The organism is Streptomyces sp. 840.1 (genome assembly GCF_003751445.1).
Classification (GTDB): domain Bacteria; phylum Actinomycetota; class Actinomycetes; order Streptomycetales; family Streptomycetaceae; genus Streptomyces.
This window is the reverse complement of record NZ_RJUU01000001.1, coordinates 3,408,149-3,430,283: the sequence shown is the minus strand read 5'-3', so window position 1 is coordinate 3,430,283 and position 22,135 is coordinate 3,408,149. Positions and strand designations below refer to the sequence as shown.

At 72.0% G+C, this 22,135-nt stretch carries 16 protein-coding genes and 1 other RNA gene; 3 read left to right on the top strand and 14 right to left on the bottom strand.

All coding sequences use genetic code 11. The features are described from left to right. The first annotated feature begins 70 nt into the window (after nucleotides 1-70). A complete protein-coding gene (locus EDD93_RS15630) occupies nucleotides 71-640 on the top strand; it encodes a DUF1772 domain-containing protein (protein ID WP_123525721.1) in 570 nt (189 codons plus the stop codon). On the opposite strand, the gene EDD93_RS15625 is transcribed toward EDD93_RS15630, so the two are convergent. From EDD93_RS15625 to ftsE, 10 genes are all read right to left on the bottom strand, one after another. Continuing rightward, nucleotides 589-1,731, bottom strand: coding sequence for a uroporphyrinogen-III synthase (locus EDD93_RS15625; RefSeq protein ID WP_123525720.1), 1,143 nt, complete (start codon nucleotides 1,729-1,731; stop codon nucleotides 589-591). The two genes, EDD93_RS15630 and EDD93_RS15625, sit on opposite strands and share 52 nt — an antisense overlap. Nucleotides 1,732-1,857: 126 nt before the next feature. After that, complete coding sequence (locus EDD93_RS15620; RefSeq protein WP_123525719.1) at nucleotides 1,858-3,189, bottom strand: NarK/NasA family nitrate transporter; 1,332 nt, start codon at nucleotides 3,187-3,189, stop codon at nucleotides 1,858-1,860. Then, on the bottom strand, nucleotides 3,189-4,664 hold the full coding sequence (locus EDD93_RS15615; RefSeq protein ID WP_260255747.1) for an acyltransferase: 1,476 nt from the start codon (nucleotides 4,662-4,664) through the stop codon (nucleotides 3,189-3,191). The genes EDD93_RS15620 and EDD93_RS15615 overlap by 1 nt, the downstream gene beginning before the upstream one ends. Next, the gene (locus EDD93_RS15610; RefSeq protein WP_123525718.1) at nucleotides 4,661-6,856 is read right to left on the bottom strand and encodes a glycosyltransferase; all 2,196 of its coding nucleotides are present in this window, start codon (nucleotides 6,854-6,856) and stop codon (nucleotides 4,661-4,663) included. Before EDD93_RS15610 ends, EDD93_RS15615 begins: the two co-directional genes overlap by 4 nt. Continuing rightward, nucleotides 6,857-7,552: a hypothetical protein gene (locus tag EDD93_RS15605; RefSeq protein ID WP_260255746.1), complete on the bottom strand. Its 696-nt coding sequence runs from the start codon at nucleotides 7,550-7,552 to the stop codon at nucleotides 6,857-6,859. Nucleotides 7,553-7,853: 301 nt separating this feature from the next. Beyond that, nucleotides 7,854-8,241, bottom strand: a transfer-messenger RNA (tmRNA) gene (gene ssrA / locus EDD93_RS15600). Nucleotides 8,242-8,361: 120 nt separating this feature from the next. Continuing rightward, nucleotides 8,362-8,850, bottom strand: coding sequence for an SsrA-binding protein SmpB (gene smpB / locus EDD93_RS15595; protein ID WP_123525716.1), 489 nt, complete (start codon nucleotides 8,848-8,850; stop codon nucleotides 8,362-8,364). Nucleotides 8,851-8,868: 18 nt separating this feature from the next. After that, complete coding sequence (locus tag EDD93_RS15590) at nucleotides 8,869-10,056, bottom strand: S41 family peptidase (protein WP_123525715.1); 1,188 nt, start codon at nucleotides 10,054-10,056, stop codon at nucleotides 8,869-8,871. Between the two features lie 68 nt (nucleotides 10,057-10,124). Next, entirely contained in the window at nucleotides 10,125-11,042 is a 918-nt protein-coding gene (gene ftsX, locus EDD93_RS15585; RefSeq protein ID WP_123525714.1) for a permease-like cell division protein FtsX, read from the bottom strand. Nucleotides 11,043-11,065: 23 nt separating this feature from the next. Next, the gene (gene ftsE / locus EDD93_RS15580; RefSeq protein WP_024489199.1) at nucleotides 11,066-11,755 is read right to left on the bottom strand and encodes a cell division ATP-binding protein FtsE; all 690 of its coding nucleotides are present in this window, start codon (nucleotides 11,753-11,755) and stop codon (nucleotides 11,066-11,068) included. Nucleotides 11,756-12,014: 259 nt separating this feature from the next. On the opposite strand from ftsE, the gene EDD93_RS15575 reads away from it, so the two are divergent. Beyond that, a complete protein-coding gene (locus EDD93_RS15575; protein ID WP_073738165.1) occupies nucleotides 12,015-12,218 on the top strand; it encodes a hypothetical protein in 204 nt (67 codons plus the stop codon). A gap of 260 nt (nucleotides 12,219-12,478) precedes the next feature. On the opposite strand, the gene EDD93_RS15570 is transcribed toward EDD93_RS15575, so the two are convergent. The 4 genes from EDD93_RS15570 to EDD93_RS15555 form a co-directional block, all read right to left on the bottom strand. Next, on the bottom strand, nucleotides 12,479-13,390 hold the full coding sequence (locus EDD93_RS15570) for a hypothetical protein (protein ID WP_123525713.1): 912 nt from the start codon (nucleotides 13,388-13,390) through the stop codon (nucleotides 12,479-12,481). Nucleotides 13,391-13,736: 346 nt separating this feature from the next. Continuing rightward, complete coding sequence (gene prfB / locus EDD93_RS15565) at nucleotides 13,737-14,843, bottom strand: peptide chain release factor 2 (protein ID WP_123525712.1); 1,107 nt, start codon at nucleotides 14,841-14,843, stop codon at nucleotides 13,737-13,739. Between the two features lie 71 nt (nucleotides 14,844-14,914). Continuing rightward, a complete protein-coding gene (locus EDD93_RS15560) occupies nucleotides 14,915-16,165 on the bottom strand; it encodes a serine/threonine-protein kinase (protein WP_123525711.1) in 1,251 nt (416 codons plus the stop codon). A gap of 209 nt (nucleotides 16,166-16,374) precedes the next feature. Beyond that, entirely contained in the window at nucleotides 16,375-18,015 is a 1,641-nt protein-coding gene (locus EDD93_RS15555) for a serine/threonine-protein kinase (RefSeq protein ID WP_123525710.1), read from the bottom strand. A gap of 499 nt (nucleotides 18,016-18,514) precedes the next feature. On the opposite strand from EDD93_RS15555, the gene EDD93_RS15550 reads away from it, so the two are divergent. Beyond that, nucleotides 18,515-22,084: an FHA domain-containing protein gene (locus EDD93_RS15550; RefSeq protein WP_123525709.1), complete on the top strand. Its 3,570-nt coding sequence runs from the start codon at nucleotides 18,515-18,517 to the stop codon at nucleotides 22,082-22,084. The last annotated feature ends 51 nt before the right edge of the window (nucleotides 22,085-22,135 follow it).

The window sequence follows — 22,135 nt, the reverse complement described above, 5'->3', positions numbered from 1 at the left end:
TGGACGCCCGCGTATGGAGCTGCGCGCCTGAGCGATGGAGCGGGGGCCGCCGGACGAATTGACTGGTGCCATGACAACCAGCCAGGCCCACCGGCCCCACCACGCCCTCCGCCATCTCGTCATCGGTGGCGCCGCCGTCACCACCGGACTCGTCGCGGGCACGTTCTACGTCTTCTCCTGCGCGGTCATGCCCGCCCTCGGCCGCAGCGACGACCGGACCTTCATCGAGGTCATGCAGAACATCAACGACGTCATAGAGAACCCGGTGTTCTTCGCCGGCTTCTTGGGCGCACTGATCCTCACCGCGGTGGCCGCCTGGCAGCAGCGCCGCTCCCCCGGCCCGCGCGGCTGGCTCTTCGCCGCGCTCGCGGTGTACGCCGTCGCCTTCCTGCTCACCTCGGGCGTCAACGTCCCGCTCAACGACGAGCTCGCGCGGGCCGGCGACCCGGCGCGCATCGCCGGCCCGGCCGCCGTACGGGACCGGTTCGAGGACGCGTGGGTCGCCTGGAACGCCGTGCGCGCGGTCCTGTGCACCGCCGCGCTCGCCCTCCTGCTGCGGGCCGCCCACCTGACGGGACGGCAGCTGCCTCAGGAGTCCGCGTACTTGGCGTCCGCCGCCGGGTCCAGGGCCAGCCGGTAGCCGCGCTTGACGACCGTCTGGACGATCCTGGGCACCCCGAGCGCGGTGCGCAGCCGGGCCATGGCCGTCTCCACCGCGTGCTCGTCCGTGCCGCTGCCGGGCAGGGCGCGCAGCAGGTCGGCGCGGGCCACCACCCAGCCCGGCCGGCGCGCCAGGGTGTGCAGCAGGGCCATCCCGGCCGGCGGCACCGGGCGCAGCTCGTCGTCGACCAGAACGGCGTGGCCCCGGATCTCGACCCGGTGTCCGGCGACGGGCAACGTACGCGCACGGCCCGGAAGTTCACGGCAGAGGATCTGGACGAGCGGGCCGAGCCGGAAGCGCTCGGGCTGGACGGTGTCGAGCCCGTGGGCCTGCAACGGCAGGGCGGTGACCGGCCCTACGCAGGCCGATACGACGTCGTCCCGCAGGGCGCCCAGGAGTTCGGGAAGCATGCCGCGCTCCTCGGCGCGGCGCAGCAGCGAGGCCGCGGCGGGGGCGCTGGTGAAGGTGAGCGCGTCCAGGCCGCGTGCGGCGGTGAGGTCGAGGAGCCGGTCGAGCGGGGCGATGTCCTCGGGCGGCATCCAGCGGTAGACGGGTACGCCGATGACCTCGGCGCCCGCCGCCCGCAGCGACTCGACGAAGCCGGGGAGCGGTTCGCCGTGCAGCTGGAGGGCGATGCGACGGCCCTCGACGCCCTCGGCGAGGAGCCGTTCCAGCACTTCCGCCATGGACTCGGAGGCGGGTGACCACGCCTCGGTGAGCCCGGCGGCGCGGACCGCGCCCTTGACCTTGGGTCCGCGCGCCAGCAGTTCGACGCCGCGCAGCCGCTCCAGCAGCTGGGCACCGATCCCCCAGCCGTCGGCCGCCTCGATCCAGCCCCGGAAGCCGATCGCGGTGGTGGCGATGACCACGTCGGGGACGCTGTCGAGGAGTTCCTTGGTGGCGGTGAGGAGTTCGCTGTCGTCGGCGAGCGGCACGATCCGCAGGGCGGGGGCGTGCACCACGGTGGCGCCGCGCCGCCGCAGCAGCGCGGCGAGTTCGTCCGCCCTGCGCGCGGCGGTGACGCCGACCGTGAAGCCGGCGAGGGGCCCGTGCTGTTCGTCGTCGTGCATATGGTCTACCCGGCTCTCGTCCCGCTGCTCGATGGTGCGGAGTACCGAGACTGCCAACGCTGCGTGACAGGCTCGGTTCGCCCGTATTTCCCGCCCGTTACGTCACCCGACACGGCAGGGCCATCATCACACCTCGGCGTAGCTGAGCTGCGGCTTCGCCGGGAGGGGCGCGGTGGGGCGAAGGTATACCGCCCAGGTGAGCACGGAGCACACCCCGTAGAAGGCCAGGAAGGACCAGAAGGCCGCCGTCCCGGTGCCCGCGGTCTGGAAGGACTGCCGGAAGGCCAGGTTGATGGCCAGCCCGCCGAGTGCGCCGACCGCGCCGATGAGGCCCATGGCCGCCCCGGACAGCCGCCGCCCGTGCGCCGCGGCCTGCTCGCCGCGCAGTCCCAGGGCGATCGCCTTGGCGTGGAAGATGCCGGGGATCATCTTGTACGTCGAGCCGTTGCCGAGCCCGCTCAGGACGAAGAGCGCGGTGAAGCCGGTCAGGAAGACGGGCAGCGACTTTGTGCCGGAGGCGTATACGACGACGCCGGTCGCCACCGCCATCGCCACGAAGTTCCCCATGGTGATGCGGGCGCCGCCGTACCGGTCGGCCAGCCGGCCGCCGACCGGCCGGATCAGGGAGCCGAGCAGCGGGCCGATGAAGGTGAGCGAGGCGGCCTCCAGCGGGGTCCGGCCGAACTGGGTCTGGAGCACCAGGCCGAAGGCGAAGCTGTAGCCGATGAAGGAGCCGAAGGTGCCGATGTAGAGCACCGCCATGATCCAGGTGTGCGGGTCGCGGACGGCCTTCCCGGCGGCCCCGGTGTCGTTCTGCACGGGCGCCAGGTTGTCCATGAAGTGCGCGGCGCACAGCGCGGCGACGACGATCAGCGGGATGTACGCGCCGAGCACGATCCTCGGATGCGCGGCACCCGCCGTCCCGATCACCAGCAGCCCGGCGAGCTGTACGACGGGCACCCCGACGTTGCCGCCGCCCGCGTTGAGCCCGAGCGCCCAGCCCTTCTCGCGCAGCGGGAAGAAGGCGTTGATGTTCGTCATCGAGGAGGCGAAGTTGCCGCCGCCGATACCGGTCAGTGCCGCTACCACCAGGAACGTGGTGTACGAGGTCCCGGGCTCCATCACCACCCAGGCGGCGACGGTCGGCACCAGCAGGGCGAACGCGCTGAACACGGTCCAGTTACGGCCGCCGAACCGGGCCACCGCGAAGGTGTACGGCACCCGCACGACCGCGCCGACCAGTGTCGCGGTCGAGATCAGGAAGAACTTCCCGGCCGGGTCCACCCCGTACTCCGGTCCCATGAACAGGACCATCACCGACCACAGGGTCCAGATGGAGAAACCGATGTGCTCGGAGAGGACGGAGAACCACAGATTCCGGCGGGCGATCCGCTCGCCCTTCTCCCGCCAGAACGTCTCGTCCTCCGGTTCCCACTGCTCGATCCAACGGCCAGCCATCACGCGCCTCCACGGGTCGGGGTGTCGTCCCCGACCCTAGGGAGCGCGCGTTTCGTCGTGGTGCCGTGAGGTGACCGGTGCGCAACCTTGCTCTCACCGGGGCGCGGACGCCCCGGTGAGGGCGGTCGTCGCCGGCCGCTCGTCCGCTTCGGGGCGCCGTTGGGCCAGAGCCGGGGCCGCCGCTTCGCCGCCACGTCCTCGACCCAGCCGACCGCGACGATCATCACCCCGATCAGGGGCCAGATCAGGATCAGCATCAGTACGTTGTACGAGGCGTCGATGTACGTACCGAGGTGGTCACCGACCCAGGGGACGTTCCACAGCTGGTCGATGATCGGCATCGTCGCCATGAACAGCAGGTTGTGCCAGAGGTAGATCGTCACGGCCCGGTTGTTGGCCAGGGTGATCGGGCTGTCCCAGCCGGCCAGCCTGCCGGGCAGTTCCCGCCACGAGGGCGCGTACTGGAGCAGGATCGCGCAGAAGCCGAGCGACCAGGTGGCCTGGGCGAGCGGGATCTCGTCGAGGTTCCAGCCCTCCTCGGTGAGGTGTCCGGACGCCCACCAGAGGCCGAAGGCCATGAAGATCGCGGCCGAGGAGACCGAGATGTAGCGCGGGACCTTCTTCAGCAGCCCGTCGTTGTGGGCGAAGCCCAGGATCCAGCAGGCGCCGAAGGTGCCGAAGTCGACGAGCGCCTCGCCCGTCGCCCCCTCCACGGTGACCAGGCCGGTGCCGACGACGGCGGTGAGGGCGACCGGCGCGAGCATCGTCGCCCAGGGCAGTCTGCGGAACGCCTTCAGGAGCAGCGGTGAGGCCAGCACGAACCACAGGTAGGCACGGATGTACCAGAGCGGACCCACCGCCTGCTCGGCCCACGACTGCTCCAGGAACCCGCTCTCGGACCCGCTCTCCCAGGGGAACGGCGGCGAGCCGACCGGCAGGATGTAGCAGCCGAGCTTCAGGAACCACCAGATGCCCTCGTCCCGCACCGGTTTGAGGCCCATCACGAACATCATCGGTACGACGAGTGCGGCGAACGCCCACATCGGCGGCAGCAGCCTGCGCAGCCGGCCGCGCACGACGCTCCAGGCGGGCCGGGCCAGCGACCGGGCCATCAGGGAGCCGGCCAGCGCGAACATCACGCCCATGGACGGGAAGAGGATGGTCAGCCAGGCCCAGCCGAAGAGGTGGAAGACGACGACGCGGACCAGCGCGACGGCCCGGAGCAGGTCGAGGTAGCGGTCGCGGCCGCCCGCCTTCGGTGCGGCGGCCTCCTTCGCTGCGGGGGCCTCCTTCGCTGCGGGGGCCGGCACCGCGGCCCCCTTCTCGGGCGGCAGCGCGGACGGGACACCGGCGGGCGGGTACGGGTACGGCGCCTGCCCGGTGGAGGCGTACGGGGTCTGCGCCGGGAACGGCACCGTGTGCGGCTCCCCGGGCGGCTGCTGCGGGTAGGCCGAGGGGTGGCTCGGGTGGGTCATGCGACGGGCCTCCGGTCGTTGCTGCTGCCGCGCCGCTGGCTGGGCATGGAGCCGGGCGCCTCCACGACGCCGGTGCGGCGCAGCTTCTGCCAGCGCAGCCGGCCGCCGGTGAGAGCGGTGATCCAGGACTGGAGCAGCACCACGTACATGAGCTGCCGGTAGAGGATCTGCTGGAGGGGCAGCGAGATCAGATGCGTCATGCGTTCCCGGTCGAGCCGGAAGGCGTACGCGGCGCAGACCGCCTGTACGGCGAGGACGCCGAGCCAGGCGACGATCGTCTTCTGGGTGGGCCCGAAGACGATTCCGTACAGCAGGAAGACGTCGATGAGGGGGGCGAGCAGCGGGGCGACGACCATGAACAGGGCGACGAACGGCAGCCCGACGCGCCCGAATCGGCCGGAGGGTCCGCGCTCGACGACCGCGCGGCGGTGCTTCCAGATGGCCTGCATCGTGCCGTACGACCAGCGGTAGCGCTGCGACCACAACTGCTGCACGGTCTCCGGCGCCTCGGTCCAGGCACGGGCGTTCTCCGCGTACACGACGCGCCAGCCGTCCCGGTGCAGGGCCATGGTGACGTCGGTGTCCTCGGCGAGGGTGTCCTCGCTCATGCCGCCGATCCGGTCCAGCGCGTCCCGGCGGAACGCCCCGACGGCGCCGGGGATGGTGGGCATGCAGCGCAGCAGGTCGTACATCCTGCGGTCGAGGTTGAAGCCCATCACGTACTCGATGTGCTGCCAGGCCCCGATCATCGAGTCCCGGTTGCCGACCTTGGCGTTGCCCGCGACGGCCCCGACCCTCGGGTCGGCGAAGGGCTGCACGAGCTCGCGGACGGTGGACGGCTCGAAGACGGTGTCGCCGTCCATCATCACGATGATGTCGTGGCGGGCGTGCGCGATGCCGTTGTTGAGGGCCGCGGGCTTTCCTGCGTTGCGCTGGCGCACCACCCGGACGTCTCGCAGCCACATCGCCTCGACGATGTCGGCGGTGCCGTCGGTGGAGCCGTCGTCGATCACGATGACTTCGACCGGATAGTCACTTGCCACCAGGGAGCGCACCGTGTTGGCGATGCACTCGCGTTCGTTGTACGCGGGCACCAGGACGGTCACCGGGCGGGTGACGGGTTCGCCCCAGCCGAAGCCCCGTCTGCGGACCCGGCGGGCGTGCGCGAAGGAGAGCAGCAGCATCAGCCCGAAGCGGGAGATGACCAGTACACCGATGACGGCGAGACCGGCCACCATGACATCGGTGATGTGGTCCGAGACGCCGACCGCGTAGACGAACGCCCTGCCCTTCCACAGCGCGAGACCGGTGACCGGGGTGTGCGCGCTGGGGGCGCCGAGGGCGTCGGTGAGGTTGGCGAACTCGTAGCCCTTCGCCTGCATCTTGGGCAGGAAGTGGCCGAGCGCCGCCACGGTCTGGGAGCGGTCGCCGCCCGAGTCGTGCATCAGGACGATGGCGCCCTTGCCCTGCTTCGGTGTGGCGTTCTTGCTGATGACACCGACGCCGGGGCGCTTCCAGTCCTCGCTGTCGGTGTTGTTGACGACGGTGAGGTAGCCGCGGCTGCCGATGTACTGGGTGACCGGCCACGACTTGTCGTCCATGGCGTCGGCGAACGAGGAGTACGGCGGCCGGAACAGCGAGGTGCGGATTCCGGCCGCACCGGCCAGCACCAGCTGGTTCTGCGAGAGCTCCCAGTCGATGCGGGTGTGCGACTGGTAGGAGAGGTCGGGGTGGTTGAAGGTGTGCAGCCCGACCTCGTGCCCCTCCTTGACCATGCGCTCCACGAGCTCGGGGTAGCGCGAGGCCATGGTGCCGGTGACGAAGAAGACGGCGTGCGCGTCGTACTCCTTGAGCTTGTCGAGCACGCGCGGCGTCCACTCCGGGTCCGGGCCGTCGTCGAAGGTCAGCACGATGCGGTGGTCGGGGATGCGCAGGGTCTTGGCCGGTTCGGTCGCGCTGCGCGCGTCGATGACCGGTCCGCCTTCGAGCACCTGCTCGGGAACCTGGTCGGTCGCCGCCGGTGGCTGGATCCGGTGGTCGGCAAGGATTTCGCTGTGCACGTAACCGCGCAGCATCAGCATGGCGAGCAGGGCGACGAGGAGCAGGAACGGCAGCAGATAACGCATGGGAAGCCTGCGCCGCCGGGTCTGCTTCTTGCGGTTGTGCCTGCCCCGTGTGACGGGGGTGGTCATTTACTGGACGCCTTCTTGCTCTTCCACAGGGGGCTGCGAGGACTCGGCGGGGGGCGGTGTCGTGGGGTCCGACGGCGGTGCCTCGGTATCGGCGGGAGGCGGTGCGGTGTCGTCGGTGGCCGGGGCGGATGCCGTGGTGCCGGAGGACGGCGCGGTGCCACCGGCGGCGGACTCGGACCGGTTCCCGGCCGGTACGACGGCGTCCGGTGCCGAGGAGCCGGTGCCGGACGCCGGGGCGCCGGCGTCGGCGGAACTGCCCGGCACCACGGGGGCATTGCTTCCGGCCACCGGTGCGGACGGCGAGGAGCCGGCCGTCGTGCCGGGTGTCACCGGGGCGCTCACGCTCGCGTCCGGCACGGGCGAGACCTGGACCTCGTCCGCCGTCTTGTGCTCCTCCTGGCCGGAGAGCGGCAGGAACGGAGCGCTGGAGTTGCCGCCGAGCACGGTGGCGACAAGCGTCGCCGCGAAGCAGACGCAGATCGCCGCGATCACCCAGCCGAAGCGCCGGAGTGTCTTGCTCCGGCGCCCGCTCTCGTCGACGAAGACAGGGCCGTCGGAGCCTTCCGGAGCGCCGGGTTCCGGGAGCAGCTCGGAGAGCTGGCGTCCCAGACCGTCAAGTTGGATGGTGACTTCATTCGGCTCGTGTGTGTGCCCCGCATGGGCACCTTCACGCCAAGTTTCCACTGTTGTACGCACTTCCCCCACTCAAGATCGGGTGCGCGCAACTGACCGGTTATATGCCGCCGGACCGGGCCCCCACCCTGTCCACGCGCCCCCACCACAGTGCACCCGGACGATGAATGTAGCGCACGCCGAGGACGCCGCGACCCTACTGTCCGGTGTTGTTCATCGTGAGGGGTGCACCTGTTCTACCTCGCACTCCGCCGCACTCCGGAACGCGCGCCCCCGCGCGCCGGTCGTGGCCTGCGGGCCTTCCGGACAGCCAAAAACGAGGACCCCGTTGCCGGTGGCAACGGGGTCCTCGTTCACATGGGAATTGTGGAGATGGCGGGAATCGAACCCGCGTCCAACGGTGCGGAATCAGGGCTTCTCCGAGTGCAGTTCGCTGCGCTTTTCTCGGCCCCGGAGGTCACGCGAACAAGCCTCCGACAGGCCCAGTCACTGTTTGATTTCCTTCAGGGCCCCGTGACCGGGCCTAGAAGTTTAGATCCCTTAATGATGCCAGGATCCGGGTCGGGATCACCCCCGGGCTGACACTCCGCAGAGTCTTCGCTTAGCTGCTAATTAGGCAGCGAGGGCGAAGGCGGAGGAATCGCGCTTGGAATTGGCGATTATTGGTTGCGACATATGGTTAACGAGATCATTGCCGCTTCCTCGACTCGCTTCCCCTGCTTCGACATCCGCTGTCGAAACCGATCATCCCCATGTTGATTTTTCAAAGGTGGTACACACCCCGTGGGGTGCAGTGCCATCGTACGTGACCAACGTGCGCCGATGCCAGCGTATTCCTGGCGGACCGGCCGCCGGCCCCGTGTCCGGCCCGGTCAGGCGGCCCGCTGGCGGCGGCGCGCCGCCGAGATCGCCCGGTTCGTCTCCCTGGTGTCCTGCTTCTCGCGCAGCGTCTGGCGCTTGTCGTACTCCTTCTTGCCCTTCGCCAGCGCGATCTCGACCTTGACCCGGCCGCTGCGGAAGTACAGGGCGAGCGGCACGATCGTGTGCCCGGTCTCCTGGGACTTCGACTCCAGCTTGTCGATCTCGGCCCGGTGCATCAGCAGCTTGCGCTTGCGCTTGGCGGAGTGGTTGGTCCAGGTGCCCTGGACGTACTCGGGGACGTGGATGTTGTGCAGCCACGCCTCGCCGCCTTCGATCTGCACGAAGCCGTCCACCAGGGAGGCCCGGCCCATGCGCAGCGATTTGACCTCGGTACCCATGAGCACGAGGCCGCACTCGTAGGTGTCGAGGATGGTGTAGTCGTGGCGCGCCTTCTTGTTCTGCGCGATGATCTTGCGCTCTGGGTCCTTTTCCTTAGCCATAGTGCGGCCATTTTCGCACTACGACCCACCCCCGAGGCCACTCAATACCGTCTCGGCCCTCTTCTGGGCCCCCGAGCTCACCGCGAGGTCCGGTGTGATGCCCCGGTCGTCGACGCTGCGGCCCGCCGGAGTGCGGTAGTGGCCCACGGTCAGCTCGGCCACCGAACCGCCCGCGAGCTTGCTCGGCATCTGCACGGAGCCCTTGCCGAAGGTGCGCGAGCCGACCGTGACCGCGCGGCCCCGGTCCTGCAGCGCGCCGGTCAGCAGCTCGGCCGCGCTCATCGTGCCGCCGTCGATCAGGACGACGACGGGGCGCGCGGTGTCGCCCCCGCCGTCCGCGTACAGGGCTCGCTGCTCCCCGTGCACGTCGTAGGTGGCGACCAGGCCGCCGTCCAGGAAGGCGGAGGCCGCGGTGACCGCCTCGGTGACCAGGCCGCCGGAGTTGCCGCGCAGGTCCAGCAGCACCCCGGCGCCCGCCGGTGCGTCCCGGACCGCGTCACGGACCCGGGCGCCCGACCCCTTGGTGAACGAGCCGACCTCGATCAGGACGGCCGCGCCGGCACCGGTCCGGGCAGGGCCGAGCCGCCGCACGGTGACGGTCTCGGTGGTGAGCCGGGCCCGGCGCAGCGTCTCGGTCCGGCTGACGGATCCCCGCTGCACCCCCAGCACGACGGGGCTCCCGGCGGCGGCGCCCGTACGGTCACCGCGCAGCAGGGCCACCACGTCGGAGACCGGGCGCCGGTCGACCCGGCTGCCGTCGACCGTGCGGATCAGGTCGCCCGAGCGGACACCGGCCCGGTCGGCGGGGCTGCCCGGCTGGACCCGGGCGACGGCGACCAGCCCGTCGGCGGAGCGTCTGGCGGCGATCCCGACGCCCGTGTACGAGCCGTCGAGGGCCTGCTCGAACTCCTGGTACGCCCGCTCGTCGTAGACCGCGCCCCAGCGGTCACCGCTGCGGCTGACGACCTCCTCGGCCGCCTCCGTACCGGACTTGCCGTCCGCCACCGCCTCGGCCGCTGCGTCGGCCACCGCGTCGCGGTCGGCGACGGAGGCGACGGGCCGGGTGCCGGTGTCCCGGCCCCGCCCGTCGCCGCGGGGCAGCGCACCGGTGGCGGCGCCGGTGGCGAGCACACTCGCGAAAACCAATGTCAGGGCCGCCCCGCGGCAGAGTCCGCGGGGCCCTACACGGTGAACAGGGCCAGACATGGCGCCGAGTCTAGGACAAGCGCCCCGGGGCGCACGGGCTGTTGGCCGCGCGCCGCACGGGGCGCACGTCACACCTTGAGGTACTTGCGGAGCGCGAAGAGCGCGGCAACGGCGGGCATCAGCAGGCCGATCGCCAGTACCAGCGGCAGCTTGGTGAGGACCGCGTCCCAGCCGATGAAGTCGATCAGGTTCAGCTTGTCCTGCAGCGCGAGACCGCCGTCGATCAGGAAGTAGCGCCCGGCCAGCAGCATCACGCAGGCCAGCACGCCGCCGATCAGGCCGGCGAACGCGGCCTCCATGATGAACGGCATCTGGATGTAGAAGCCGGAGGCGCCGACGAGCCGCATGATGCCCGTCTCACGCCGTCGGCTGAACGCGGACACCCGGACCGTGTTCACGATCAGCATCAGCGCGATGACCAGCATCAGCGCCATCACGAACAGCGCGGCGACGTTCATGCCGTTCATCAGCCCGAAGAGGTTGTCCAGGATGCTTCTCTGGTCCTGGACGGACTGCACCCCGTTGCGGCCGGCGAAGGCGGTGGCGACGACCTTGTACTTCGTCGGGTCGTGCAGCTTGACCCGGAACGACTCCGGCATCTGGTCCGGCGTGATGTTGCCGGCCATCGGGGAGTCGCCGAACTCCTCCTGGTAGTGCTTGTACGCCTCGTCGGACGACTCGTACGTCACCGTCTCGACGACGTCCATCTTATTGAGATCGCCCTCGATCTCCTTCTTCTGCTGCGCGGTGACAGCACCCTTGGCGCACTGCACCACCGTCTCCGCATCACCCTTGCCGCACAGGTAGATGGAGACGTTGACCTTGTCGTACCAGTAGTCCTTCATCGTGCTGACCTGCTCGCGCATGAGCAGCGCGCCGCCGAACAGGGCAAGCGAGAGGGCGACGGAGACGACGACGGCGAAGGTCATCGTGAGGTTGCGACGGAGGCCGACGCCGATCTCCGACAGGACGAACTGGGCGCGCATGGCGTCCTTTCAGTGCTGGGTGCTCAGTGCTGGTAGCCGTAGACGCCGCGCGCCTGGTCGCGTACGAGACGGCCCTGCTCGAGCTCGATGACGCGTTTGCGCATCTGGTCGACGATGTTCTGGTCATGGGTCGCCATGATCACGGTGGTGCCGGTCCGGTTGATCCGGTCCAGCAGCTTCATGATGCCGACCGAGGTCTGCGGGTCGAGGTTGCCGGTCGGCTCGTCCGCGATCAGCAGCATGGGCCGGTTCACGAAGGCCCGCGCGATCGCCACGCGCTGCTGCTCACCACCGGAGAGCTCACCGGGCATCCGGTCCTCCTTGCCGCCGAGACCGACGAGGTCGAGGACCTGCGGGACCGCCTTGCGGATCTCGCCGCGCGGCTTGCCGATCACTTCCTGGGCGAACGCCACGTTCTCCGCGACGGTCTTGTTGGGAAGCAGCCGGAAGTCCTGGAATACGGTGCCCAGCTGGCGGCGCATGTGCGGCACCTTCCAGTTGGACATGCGCGCGAGGTCCTTGCCCAGGACGTGGACCATGCCCTGACTGGCGCGCTCCTCACGGAGGATGAGTCGCATGAAGGTGGACTTGCCGGAGCCGGAGGAGCCCACCAGGAAGACGAACTCGCCCTTCTCGATATCGAGAGACACATCCCGTAGAGCGGGACGGCTCTGCTTGGGGTAGGTCTTGGAGACGTTGTCGAATCGGATCACGGATGCACCACGGTCGGCCGGGAGTAGGTGAGCGTGACCATACGCGAACCGGACTGACGCGTGCAGGCGCGCGTACCGGGATGGGCGATTTATGGCGGAACGCAAGCGAGCGCGAACCGGGAGCTTCCGTGACCTGTCCGGCGGGCCGCGCCGAAATCCTCGCGAGCTGGCACAGTGGTAGGGGGAACGGTCGCGTTTCCGTGAGCGTTGTGCGGAGAGAAGGCTTGTGCGGCTCCGCCGCGCGGGAGGAGGAAAGCGCATGACCTATGACCGATTGGTGTGCGCGAACTGTGCGGCGCCCGTGGCCGAGGGCCGCTGCCCCGTGTGCCGGGCCAGCCGTGCGCGGCTGGAGGAGCAGGGACAGGGCCAGGGCCCCTTCGGCGGGATGAACCCCATGATGCTGATCGCCCTGCTGGTGGTGCTGCTGTGCGCGCTGGCGCTGCTCGCCCACCAGGCGGCGTGACCGGGAGCGACCGAGCCGCTGCCTGAACCCCGCGGTGGCCGGGCCACCGCATGCTCCCGTCGCCCCGGGACGCCCCTTGCTGCCGGTTCCCGCAGCGGGACGGCGCCCGGTGGGCGATCTCCTACGGCAGAGCACGCCCGAGGGCTCTCAGGCGGCACGGAGGGCCTGCGGCACGCAAGCGGGCCCAGTGACACGCACAGGGACCCGGCCCGCCGAGGCGGACCGGGTCCCTGTGGTCGTTCACGTACCGCTCAGTGCCGTCAGGCGGCCGTGCGGCCGTTCACCAGGCGCGGGAGGATCCGGAAGCCGATGCCTCCGGCGATCATCGTCGCGGCGCCGACGAGCAGGAACGTGGTCTCGGCCGCACCGGTCTCGGCGAGCTCGTCCTTGCCCTTGCCCTGCTCGGCCGGCTGGTTGCCGACCGAGTCGGTGTCGGTGTTGTCGGCGCACTCGGCACCGTTGAGGTCGACGGTGCAGGTGCCCGCGTCCCCGGTGGAACCGGTGGAACCCGCGGAACCCGTCGTGGAGCCCGTGGATCCGGTGGAACCGCTGGAACCGGTGGTCGAGCCCGTGGTGGAACCGGTGCTCGAACCGTTGGTCGAGCCGTTGCTGGAGCCGTTGGTCGAGCTTCCGGCATCCGTACCGGCGTCGGTGCCAGCGTCGGTCCCGGCGTCCGTACCCGCATCGGTACCGGCGTCGGTCCCGGCATCCGTACCCGCATCGGTACCGGCGTCGGTGCCAGCGTCCGTACCCGCATCGGTACCGGCGTCAGTCCCGGCATCCGTACCGGCGTCCGTACCCGCATCGGTACCGGCGTCGGTCCCGGCGTCGGTACCGGCGTCCGTGCCAGCGTCGGTACCGGCGTCCGTGCCTGCATCGGTACCGGCGTCGGTCCCGGCATCCGTACCAGCGTCGGTACCGGCGTCAGTCCCGGCATCCGTACCAGCGTCCGTGCCGGCGTCGGTACCGGCATCCGTACCGGCGTCCACGCCGCCGAGCAGGCCGCCGAGCAGGCCGCCGTCATCGCCTTCGGCGTCCTTCGTACTCACACCGGCGTGGTCGCCCCCGCCGGTGAAGGCCTGCGCCGCACCGGCGGCGGTGAGCGAGGCACCTGCGGCAATGACCGCACTCGCGGCTATCCGCGCGACGCGTACGCGCGTCTTCTTCGTCATGTGCTGCTACCCCCAGTAGCTGTTCTCGTCAATGGAGCAGCCATATGCGGGGCCACGGCCCTGCGGGGTTTGCTCCGAACGCCGGCCGGCGTAGTACCGCGGCCGTGCCGCCCGCCCCCGATCACACCCGTCCCAGACATACGCATGCTGCTCCAGCAGCCTGTCCAGAGTTAAGGACTACGTCAAGGCCGATCCAGGCAATGTGCGGCGTTTTGGAGCCAATTGACCTTCATTCGGCATCCGGACTGTGACGCACTCACCACGCCATCCCCTCAACTCCCCGCCCGGAACGCGAAGGAGCCCGGACGGTGATGACCGTCCGGGCTCAACTGCTCAGCGAGTGAGGCTACTTCTCGTTCTGCTTGCGCCAGCGGATGCCCGCCTCGACGAAACCGTCGATCTCGCCGTTGAAGACCGCTTCCGGGTTGCCCATCTCGAACTCCGTACGCAGGTCCTTGACCATCTGGTACGGGTGCAGGACGTAGGAGCGCATCTGGTTGCCCCAGGAGTTGCCGCCGTCACCCTTGAGCGCGTTCATCTTCGCCTGCTCCTCCTGGCGGCGGCGCTCGAGGAGCTTCGCCTGGAGGACGTTCATCGCGGACGCCTTGTTCTGGATCTGCGAGCGCTCGTTCTGGCAGGAGACGACGATACCGGTCGGCAGGTGGGTCAGCCGGACCGCGGAGTCCGTGGTGTTGACGCCCTGGCCGCCGGGGCCGGAGGAGCGGTACACGTCGACGCGGAGCTCGGACTCGTCGATCTCGACGTGGTCCGTCTGCTCGACGACCGGCAGCACCTCGACGCCCGCGAAGGACGTCTGGCGGCGGCCCTGGTTGTCGAAGGGCGAGATCCGGACGAGCCGGTGGGTGCCCTGCTCGACGGAGAGCGTGCCGTAGGCGTACGGCACCTCCACGGCGAAGGTGGTCGACTTGATGCCGGCCTCCTCGGCGTACGCCGTCTCGTAGACCTCGGTCTTGTAGTTGTGCCGCTCGGCCCAGCGCAGGTACATGCGCTGGAGCTTCTCCGCGAAGTCGGCGGCGTCGACGCCACCGGCCTCGGCACGGATCGTGACGAGCGCCTCGCGGGCGTCGTACTCGCCGGAGAGGAGGGTGCGGACCTCCATCTCGTCGAGCGCCTTCTTCACGGAGGTCAGCTCGGACTCGGCCTCCGCGAGCGCGTCGGCGTCGCCCTCGTCCTCGGCGAGCTCGAAGAGGACTTCGAGATCGTCGATGCGGCCGCGCAGGGCCTCCGTCTTACGGACCTCGGCCTGGATGTGCGAAAGCTTGCTGGTGATCTTCTGCGCCGCCTCCGGGTCATCCCAGAGAGACGGCGCCGCCGCCTGCTCCTCGAGCGCGGCGATGTCCGCCCTCAGCGCATCCAGGTCCAGGACGGCCTCGATCGACCCCATGGTCGAGGAGAGGGACTTCAGCTCTTCGGAAATATCGACGACTGCCACGGGTCCAGCGTAACGGCTGTCGGCGCGGACGTTCCTCGGGCCGCGTCATCGCCACCCCGCCACCCCTTCGCTCAGGGCGTGCCGGGGGCCGAATTCCGGGTGTCCTGGGGGTTCGCCCCCGCGTCGTCGCCGCTCATCGCCAGCCAGCCGCCGACACCTAGTGCCGCGACGAGTATCAGTGCCGCCGCACCCAGGGTGATCCGGCGCTTGCGGATGGCCGCCGACTTGTTGCGGGCCGAGCCGGGGCGGGGCCGGCCGGGGGCGCGTGGGGCGCGGGCGGTGCCGCGGGGGCCGCCGGAGAGCTCGTCCGGGGCCGGGACGCGCATGCTCGTGTGGGTGTCCCGGTTGGAGTCGGGGGACGAGCCGGGGACCAGCGGGACGGCGCCCCGGCGGCGGGGCTCCTCGGCTGCCGGGGTGTACTGCTGCTCGTCGTAGCCCTGCCCGTGCTGCTGGGGCTCGGGCTCGTCGTCCGGCTCGTCCACGTCCAGCGGCGGGATGCCGGCGAGGTGCGGGAGCTGTTCGCGCAGCCGGGCGGCCAGCTCGGAGGCGCGCAGCCGGGAGGCCGGGGCCTTGGCCAGGCACTGGACCAGCAGCTGCCACAGCTCGTCGGGGATGCCGGGGAGCGGGACGACGGTCTCGGTGACGTGGCGGCGCAGTACGGCGCCGGGGTGGCCGCCGCCGAAGGGCGTGAAGCCGGCGAGGAGCTCGTACAGCACCGTCGCGAGGGCGTAGATGTCGACGGCGGCGCGCGGCGGGAGGCCCTCGACGATCTCGGGGGCCAGGTAGTCCGGCGTCCCGATGATCTTGGTGGCCTTGGTGCGGCGCGGGGTGTCGATCAGCTTGGCCACACCGAAGTCGGTGAGCAGCGCGGGGTGGGAGTTGCCGGGCCCGAGCGGGCCCTCCATGTCGAGCAGGATGTTCTCCGGCTTGACGTCGCGGTGGACCACCCCGGCGGCGTGCGCGGCGGCGAGGCCGTCCGCGACGTCGGCGACGATCGCGACGGCGGCCTCCGGTGCCAGCCTGCGCTCGCGGTCGAGCCGGGTGCGCAGGTCCGTGCCGCGCACCAGGTCCATGACCAGCGCCAGGTCGTTGCCGTCCACCACGAGGTCGCGGACGGCGACGATGTGCGGATGGTCCAGGCCGAGCAGGGCGGTGCGCTCCTGGACGAACCGGCCGACGAGTTCCTGGTCGGACGCGAGGTCCTCGCGGAGCAGCTTGATGGCGACGGGCCCCTCGGGGCCGTCGCCGAGCCACACCGTGCCGGCGCTGCCGCGCCCCAGGATCTGGTGGGCGGTGTACCGGCTGCCGATATTCCGTGCCAAGACTGCTCCCTCAGCGGCTGGCGATTGGGCCCTCGCGCAACAACCCCCGGTCGACAAAGTTACGCGGCGATCGGGGGGTTGCGTGCCCTGGATGGCGCCAACCTTCACTTCTGCGTACGAATTGCCGTGGATTTGGTTCGCAGAAGTCGATATAGCTACAGAATTGACGGGACGTCCAGCCCGGATCGGCGGCGCCCCGTCCTGTCCCGTCAGTTGCCGCTGCCACCCAGTGCCGAGACCCAGTCGCTGACCTGGCTCGCGGCGTCGCTGATCGCGTGCCAGTAGCTCTCACCCTGGCCGATCCAGTCCTTCAGCGGGGTGAGTTCCCAGATCAGCCAGCTCGCGACGACGAGCAGGACCAGCGTGAACAGGCAGCCCTTGAGGCAGCCGAGGCCGGGGATCTTCATCGGGTTGGCGCTGCGCTGCCTGGGCTCGCGGGGCGGGCGCTGAGCAGGCTGCTGGGGTTGCTGAGGCTGCTGCGGCGGCGCGTACTGCTGACGCTGCTGCTGCGGCTGGTACTGCTGTTGCTGAGGCTGGTATTGCTGCTGCGGCTGGTACTGCTGCTGAGACTGCTGCCGGTTCTGCGGCGGGTACTGCTGCTGGCGGCCCTGCTGCTGCTGTTGCTGCTGCGGCTGGCGCTGGGGGCGGCGGCGCAGCGGGTCCTGGCTCGGGTCGAGGTACTGGACCTGCGTCTGGTCGTTGCGGTCGCGGGCGGCCTGCAGCTGGGACTGCCACGGGTGCGGCCCGTCGGGCTGCGGGGCGCCCTCGGGCTGCGTCGGGACGGGCGGCATGACCGCGGTGGGATCGGCGTGGCCGCCGCCCTGGCCGGCGTTGTGCTGCATGACGCTGGTGGCCGCGTTCGGGTCGTACGAGCCGGCGTTGCTCGGCAGCACCTGCGTCGGGTCCGCCGCGCCGGGCGTCTCCGGGACGGCGGTGGGCGCCGGGTCGGGCGCGAGCAGGACGGCCACCCCGTCGGCGGCGGCGATCTGCGCCGAGTTCGCGTGCACGCCGATACCGGCGGCCACGGTGCGCAGCGCGCGGGCCAGGTTCTCGGCGCTGGGACGTCGGTCCGGGTCCTTGCTCAGGCAGCGCTCTATGACCGTCCACAGGGGCGCGGGGACCGTGCTGGGGCGGCGCGGCTCCTCGCTGAGGTGGCGCTGCAGGACTTCGAGGGCGGTGCCCCCGGCGAACGGCGGGCGGCCGGTGAGCAGCTCGTAGAGCAGGATCCCGGCACCGTAGATGTCGACGGCGGAGGTCTGCGGGCGGCCCTCGGCGGACTCGGGCGCCACGTAGGCCGGGGTGCCGACGAACTCGTGCGTCCGGGTCAGCCCCGGGGAGTCCGCGAGCCGGGCGATGCCGAAGTCGGTGAGCATCGGGTGCATCTCGCCGTCGCGCTCGGAGACCAGCACGTTGGCGGGCTTCAGGTCGCGGTGGACGACGCCGTCGGCGTGACTGGCGGCGAGCGCGTCCGCGATCTGCGCGGTGAGCAGCGAGGCTGCGACCGGGGAGAGCGGGCCGTTGTCGCGGAGGTAGCGGTGCAGGTCGGGGCCGTCGATCAGGTCCATCACCAGGGCGAGGAGGTCTCCCTCCACGACCAGGTCACGGGTGCGCACGATGTTCTCGTGGGTCAGCCGCAGCAGCACGGAGCGCTCGCGCAGGAACCGCATCACGACATCCGCGTCGTTGGCGAGCTCCTCCTTGAGGACCTTGATCGCGACGAGCTCGCCGGGCTGGCCTGTGACGGCCGCCTCGGCTCCCGCGGCCTCGCGCTGGCGGGCGCGCCAGACGGTGCCCGTGGCGCCGCGTCCCAGCGGCTCCTCGAGCAGGTACTTGCTGCCTACCGGCCGCACGTCATGCGCTCCCTGCTGATCGTGGTGCTTGCGGTCCCCCGGATTCCTCCAGGAGTTTCCGGCCCACTCTAGAGCCTGCCCGGGGGTGGGTGACCGACTCCGCCCGGTTGCCGGTTTGTCCGTAATTCCCCGAGGGGCCGGGTCTCCGCGCCCGGGGTGCACCGGTTGCGGAGGAAGACGCTCAGTTCGTCACGATGGTTGCCGCGGCGAGGGGGGCGCGACATCTGCGGGCGCCGGCCCGGACCGTGTCGGAGGGGGCGGGGAACGGTTCAAGCAGGCACTTTTGTGCGCACAGCAGACCTTTCAAGATCACTTAGCGGTGGCCCCCGGGCGTGTTGTCAGCGGCAGGTGCGAGGATGCCCCCAGCACGGAACCGTGGGGTCGGGAGCCCTGCGGTACGTGACGAACCTGTACCGGACGACGCGTCCGTGCCGGGTGGGGGGAATCACAGGGCTTTTCCCCTGCCGGGCACCCCGCGCAGAAGGGACCGCTGACGGCGATGCAGATCCGGCTGACCGTCCTCGCGCCGCGCAGCGGCCAGACCCCGGCGCGCGCCTGCGACGTGCTGGTCACCGCCCCCGCGGGGACGGCGCTGGCCACCGTGGCATCCGGCCTGGCCGCGGCCGTCTCCGGGCCCGACGGCTCCCTCGGCAGCGGCGCGGTCGTGCTGTTCGCCGGGCGGGAGCGGCTCGACGCGCAGCGCAGCGCCCTCGGTGAGCCGCCGCTGATCGACGGGGCGGTGCTCTCGCTCCAGGCCCCGGGCGAGGACGAGTCGACGGACGACGCCGTTCCGGCGCAGCTGCACGTGGTCGCCGGACCGGACGCGGGCGGGGTCCACCTGCTGCACGGCGGGCAGATCCGGATCGGCCGCTCGGCCGAGGCCGATGTCCCGCTCGACGACCCCGACGTCTCGCGGCTGCACTGCGCGGTGACCGTCTCGGACGACGGCCGGGTCTCGGTGGCCGACCTGGGCTCCACCAACGGCACCTCGCTGGACGGCGAGGAGGTCCGCGACCGGCCGGTCCGGCTGAAGCCCGGCGCGCTGCTGCGGCTGGGCGAGTCGACGCTCCGGCTGACCTCGGGGGCGCGCACCCCGACGCTGGAAACGGCGCCGGACGGCGAGGGCCATCTGCGGGTGACCAGGGCCCCGGCCGACCCGGGCCCCGGCTACGGGGACGGTTCGGGCCACGCGTACAGCGCGGCCGCTCCGCCCGGACCCGGCGCCCAGACCGAACCCGGCTTCCACGAACACGAACACGGACACGGGCACGGGCACGGATACGGCCACAGCCACGAGCACGGCCCGGACGACGAACCGGGCGGGCAGGCCACGGCCAGGCCCGGCCCCGGGCACCCCGGCCGCCGCCTCGACGAGGAGGCGCCCCGGCGCGGCATAGGCGCCTGGGCCCGGCGGCTCGCGGGCGGCAAGGGCGATCCGGTGCACGAGAGCGCGCCCGACGAGACGGCCGCGCCGGCCCCGGCCCCCGCCACCTTCACCGCACTGCCCACCGCCCCTGAGGGCACCTGGCCCGACCCGGCCGCCGTCCTGCTGACCGCGCTCGGCCCCGGCCCCCGGCTGTGGGAGCGCGGTATCGCGCATCCGGAGGCGCTGGTCGTCCGGCTGGGCACGACCGAGCGGGCCGAGCTGCCCGCCGTGCCGGTGACCGTGGGACTGCGCGAGGCGGGCTCACTGGGCCTCGCCGGACCACGGGACCGGCTGACGGGCCTCGCCCGCTCGGCCGTGGCGCAGCTCGCCGCCCTGCACTCCCCCGCCGATCTGGAGATCGTGCTGATCAGCACGGACCGGGCCCGCGGTCTGGACGAGCGCAGGCGCGAGTGGTCCTGGCTCGGCTGGCTGCCGCATCTGCGCCCGATGCACGGCCAGGACTGCCGGCTGCTCCTCGCGTACGACCGTGAGCAGGCCGTCGCCAGGACCACGGAACTGGTGCGCCGGCTGGACGACGGGCCGCTGGGCCCCGGCTGGGCGAGCCTGGACCGGGCGACGGTAGCCGAGGCCGCCCGGCACTACGAGGGCCCGTTCACCGTGGTGATCGTGGACGGCGACCCGGGCTCCTCGGCGCTGCGCGAGGACACCGCCCGGCTGGCCTCGGCCGGCGCGGCGGCGGGCATCCATCTGATCTGTCTGGCCGAGACCCCGGCCGCCACCCCCACTTCGCCGGTCGCCGCGACCTACGAGGCGGCGTGCCACGCCTCCATCGCGTTCCGGGAGTGCGGGGCGGTGGCGATGCTCAGCGGGGACGTGGCGACGGCCCTGCGGCTGCTGCGCACGGCGGGCGGCCGGGCCGCGGGCCACGGCACGGTCGCCGCGGTGGACGCGGTGTCGGCGCACTGGGCGCAACGATTCGGCCGGGCGCTGGCCCCGCTGCGCGCGGAGGGCCCGTCGGGGCTGCCGGGCCGGCCGGCCGCGGTGGCGCTCCCGCCCTCCGCCCGCCTGCTGGACGAGCTGGGCCTGGCCCGCGCCACCCCGGCCTCCCTGATGGCCCGCTGGGCCTCGACGGCGGCGGACCAGCCGGGCGCGACGGTGCGCGGTTCGGGCAGCTGGACGGGCGGCGCGGGCGACGGCGCCCCGGGACCGCGCGTGGGGGCGCAGCGCACGAGCGCCGAGCCCCGCGCGGAGGGGCCGGGCTCGGGCCGTACCCCCTACCCCGACCGGCAGGGCGCGTACGAAGGCGGCGGCTCGGGCCGTACCCCCTACGCCGGCCGTGCGGGCGCGTACGAGCGCGCCGGCGGATCCGCCTCCGGCCGCACCCCGCATCCCCGGGTGGGCGGGCAGCGGCAGGAGGCGGGGACCGGGGAGCCGCAGAGTTCGCGCACCCTGCCCGGCTCCGACACCCGCGCCTGGGACGGGTCCGCGGATGTGCGGGACAGCGACAGCCTGCGGTCGGCCGGTTCGGGGCGCTCCTCGGGCCGGGTCAGCGGTCCGCGCCAGGGCGACGCCCCTCGGATCGCCACCGCGGACACCGGGCCGCACCCGGCGGTCCGCGGCGACGAGGGCGCCGCCTTCGCGGGGCGGCCCGTCGTGGTCCTCGGGGCCGGTCCGCGGGGCCCGGTGAGTGTGGATCTCGCCGACGAGGGGCCGCACCTCCTGATCGAGGGGCCCGGCGGCAGCGGGCGCACCGAGCTGCTGAGGGCCGTCGCCGCGTCGCTGGCGGCCGCCGCCCGGCCCGACCGGCTCGGCATCCTGCTGGTCGACGGCGCCGGTGGCGAGCGCGGCGAGAGCCTGCGCCCGTGCACCGAACTCCCCCACGCTTTCACCCACTTGGTGGCCTCCGACCCAGTCAGGATGCGGGAGTTCGCGCAGGCGCTGGGCGCCGAGGTGAAGCGGCGGGCCGAGCTGCTCGGCGGGCTCGGCTTCGCCGAGTGGCACGACCGGGCCGACGCGGCCCGGCGGGCGGCCGGTCAGCGGCAGCCGAGCGCCCCCGGCGGACAGCACGGTGACGTGGAGTCGCAGATGGGCGGCACCCTGCAGCTGCGGCCGATGGCCCGGCAGCCGGAGCCCGGCCCGTCACCGCTGCCCAGGCTCGTCGTGCTCGTGGACGACTTCGACGCGCTGATCGCCCCGGCACTCGGCAGTCCCGGCCGGCCGGCCGCCGGTTCGGTCGTCAGGGCGCTGGAGACGGTGGCCAGGGAGGGCGGCAGGCTCGGCGTCCACCTGGTCGCGACGTCCGCGCGCCCGGACCGCACGGAGGACACCGACCTGGCGCGCGGGGCCCGGCTGCGGGTCGTGCTCGACCAGCCCCGTTCCGGCCCGGTCCCGCCGTCGCCGGACGATCCGGCGCCGGGACGGGGCCGTCTCGGCCATCCGGACGGGCGGGTGACGCCGTTCCAGGGCGGCCGGGTCACGGGCCGCATCCCGCGTACGGCGACGCTGCGGCCCACGGTCGTACCGCTGGAGTGGGAGCGGATGGGCGACCCGCCCACCCGTCGCCCGGTGCGCGAACTGGGCAACGGGCCGACCGACCTGGCGCTGCTGGCCAGCGCCCTCGAGCGCGCGGCGCGTTCGGTCAACGCGGCGCCGCTCGCGCCGCTCGCACCCGCTCATCCCTGAGGGGCGACGGGCCCGGAGGTACGGGCCGGTCGTCCCCAATCTCCGTATACC

Excerpts from the sequence above, each read along its gene's own strand:
- EDD93_RS15630 (WP_123525721.1), top strand. The coding sequence starts at position 71 with ATGACAACCAGCCAGGCCCACCGGCCCCACCACGCCCTCCGCCATCTC.
- EDD93_RS15625 (WP_123525720.1), bottom strand. The coding sequence starts at position 1,731 with ATGCACGACGACGAACAGCACGGGCCCCTCGCCGGCTTCACGGTCGGC.
- EDD93_RS15620 (WP_123525719.1), bottom strand. The coding sequence starts at position 3,189 with ATGGCTGGCCGTTGGATCGAGCAGTGGGAACCGGAGGACGAGACGTTC.
- EDD93_RS15615 (WP_260255747.1), bottom strand. The coding sequence starts at position 4,664 with ATGACCCACCCGAGCCACCCCTCGGCCTACCCGCAGCAGCCGCCCGGG.
- EDD93_RS15610 (WP_123525718.1), bottom strand. The coding sequence starts at position 6,856 with ATGACCACCCCCGTCACACGGGGCAGGCACAACCGCAAGAAGCAGACC.
- smpB (WP_123525716.1), bottom strand. The coding sequence starts at position 8,850 with ATGGCTAAGGAAAAGGACCCAGAGCGCAAGATCATCGCGCAGAACAAG.
- EDD93_RS15590 (WP_123525715.1), bottom strand. The coding sequence starts at position 10,056 with ATGTCTGGCCCTGTTCACCGTGTAGGGCCCCGCGGACTCTGCCGCGGG.
- ftsX (WP_123525714.1), bottom strand. The coding sequence starts at position 11,042 with ATGCGCGCCCAGTTCGTCCTGTCGGAGATCGGCGTCGGCCTCCGTCGC.
- EDD93_RS15575 (WP_073738165.1), top strand. The coding sequence starts at position 12,015 with ATGACCTATGACCGATTGGTGTGCGCGAACTGTGCGGCGCCCGTGGCC.
- EDD93_RS15570 (WP_123525713.1), bottom strand. The coding sequence starts at position 13,390 with ATGACGAAGAAGACGCGCGTACGCGTCGCGCGGATAGCCGCGAGTGCG.
- EDD93_RS15550 (WP_123525709.1), top strand. The coding sequence starts at position 18,515 with ATGCAGATCCGGCTGACCGTCCTCGCGCCGCGCAGCGGCCAGACCCCG.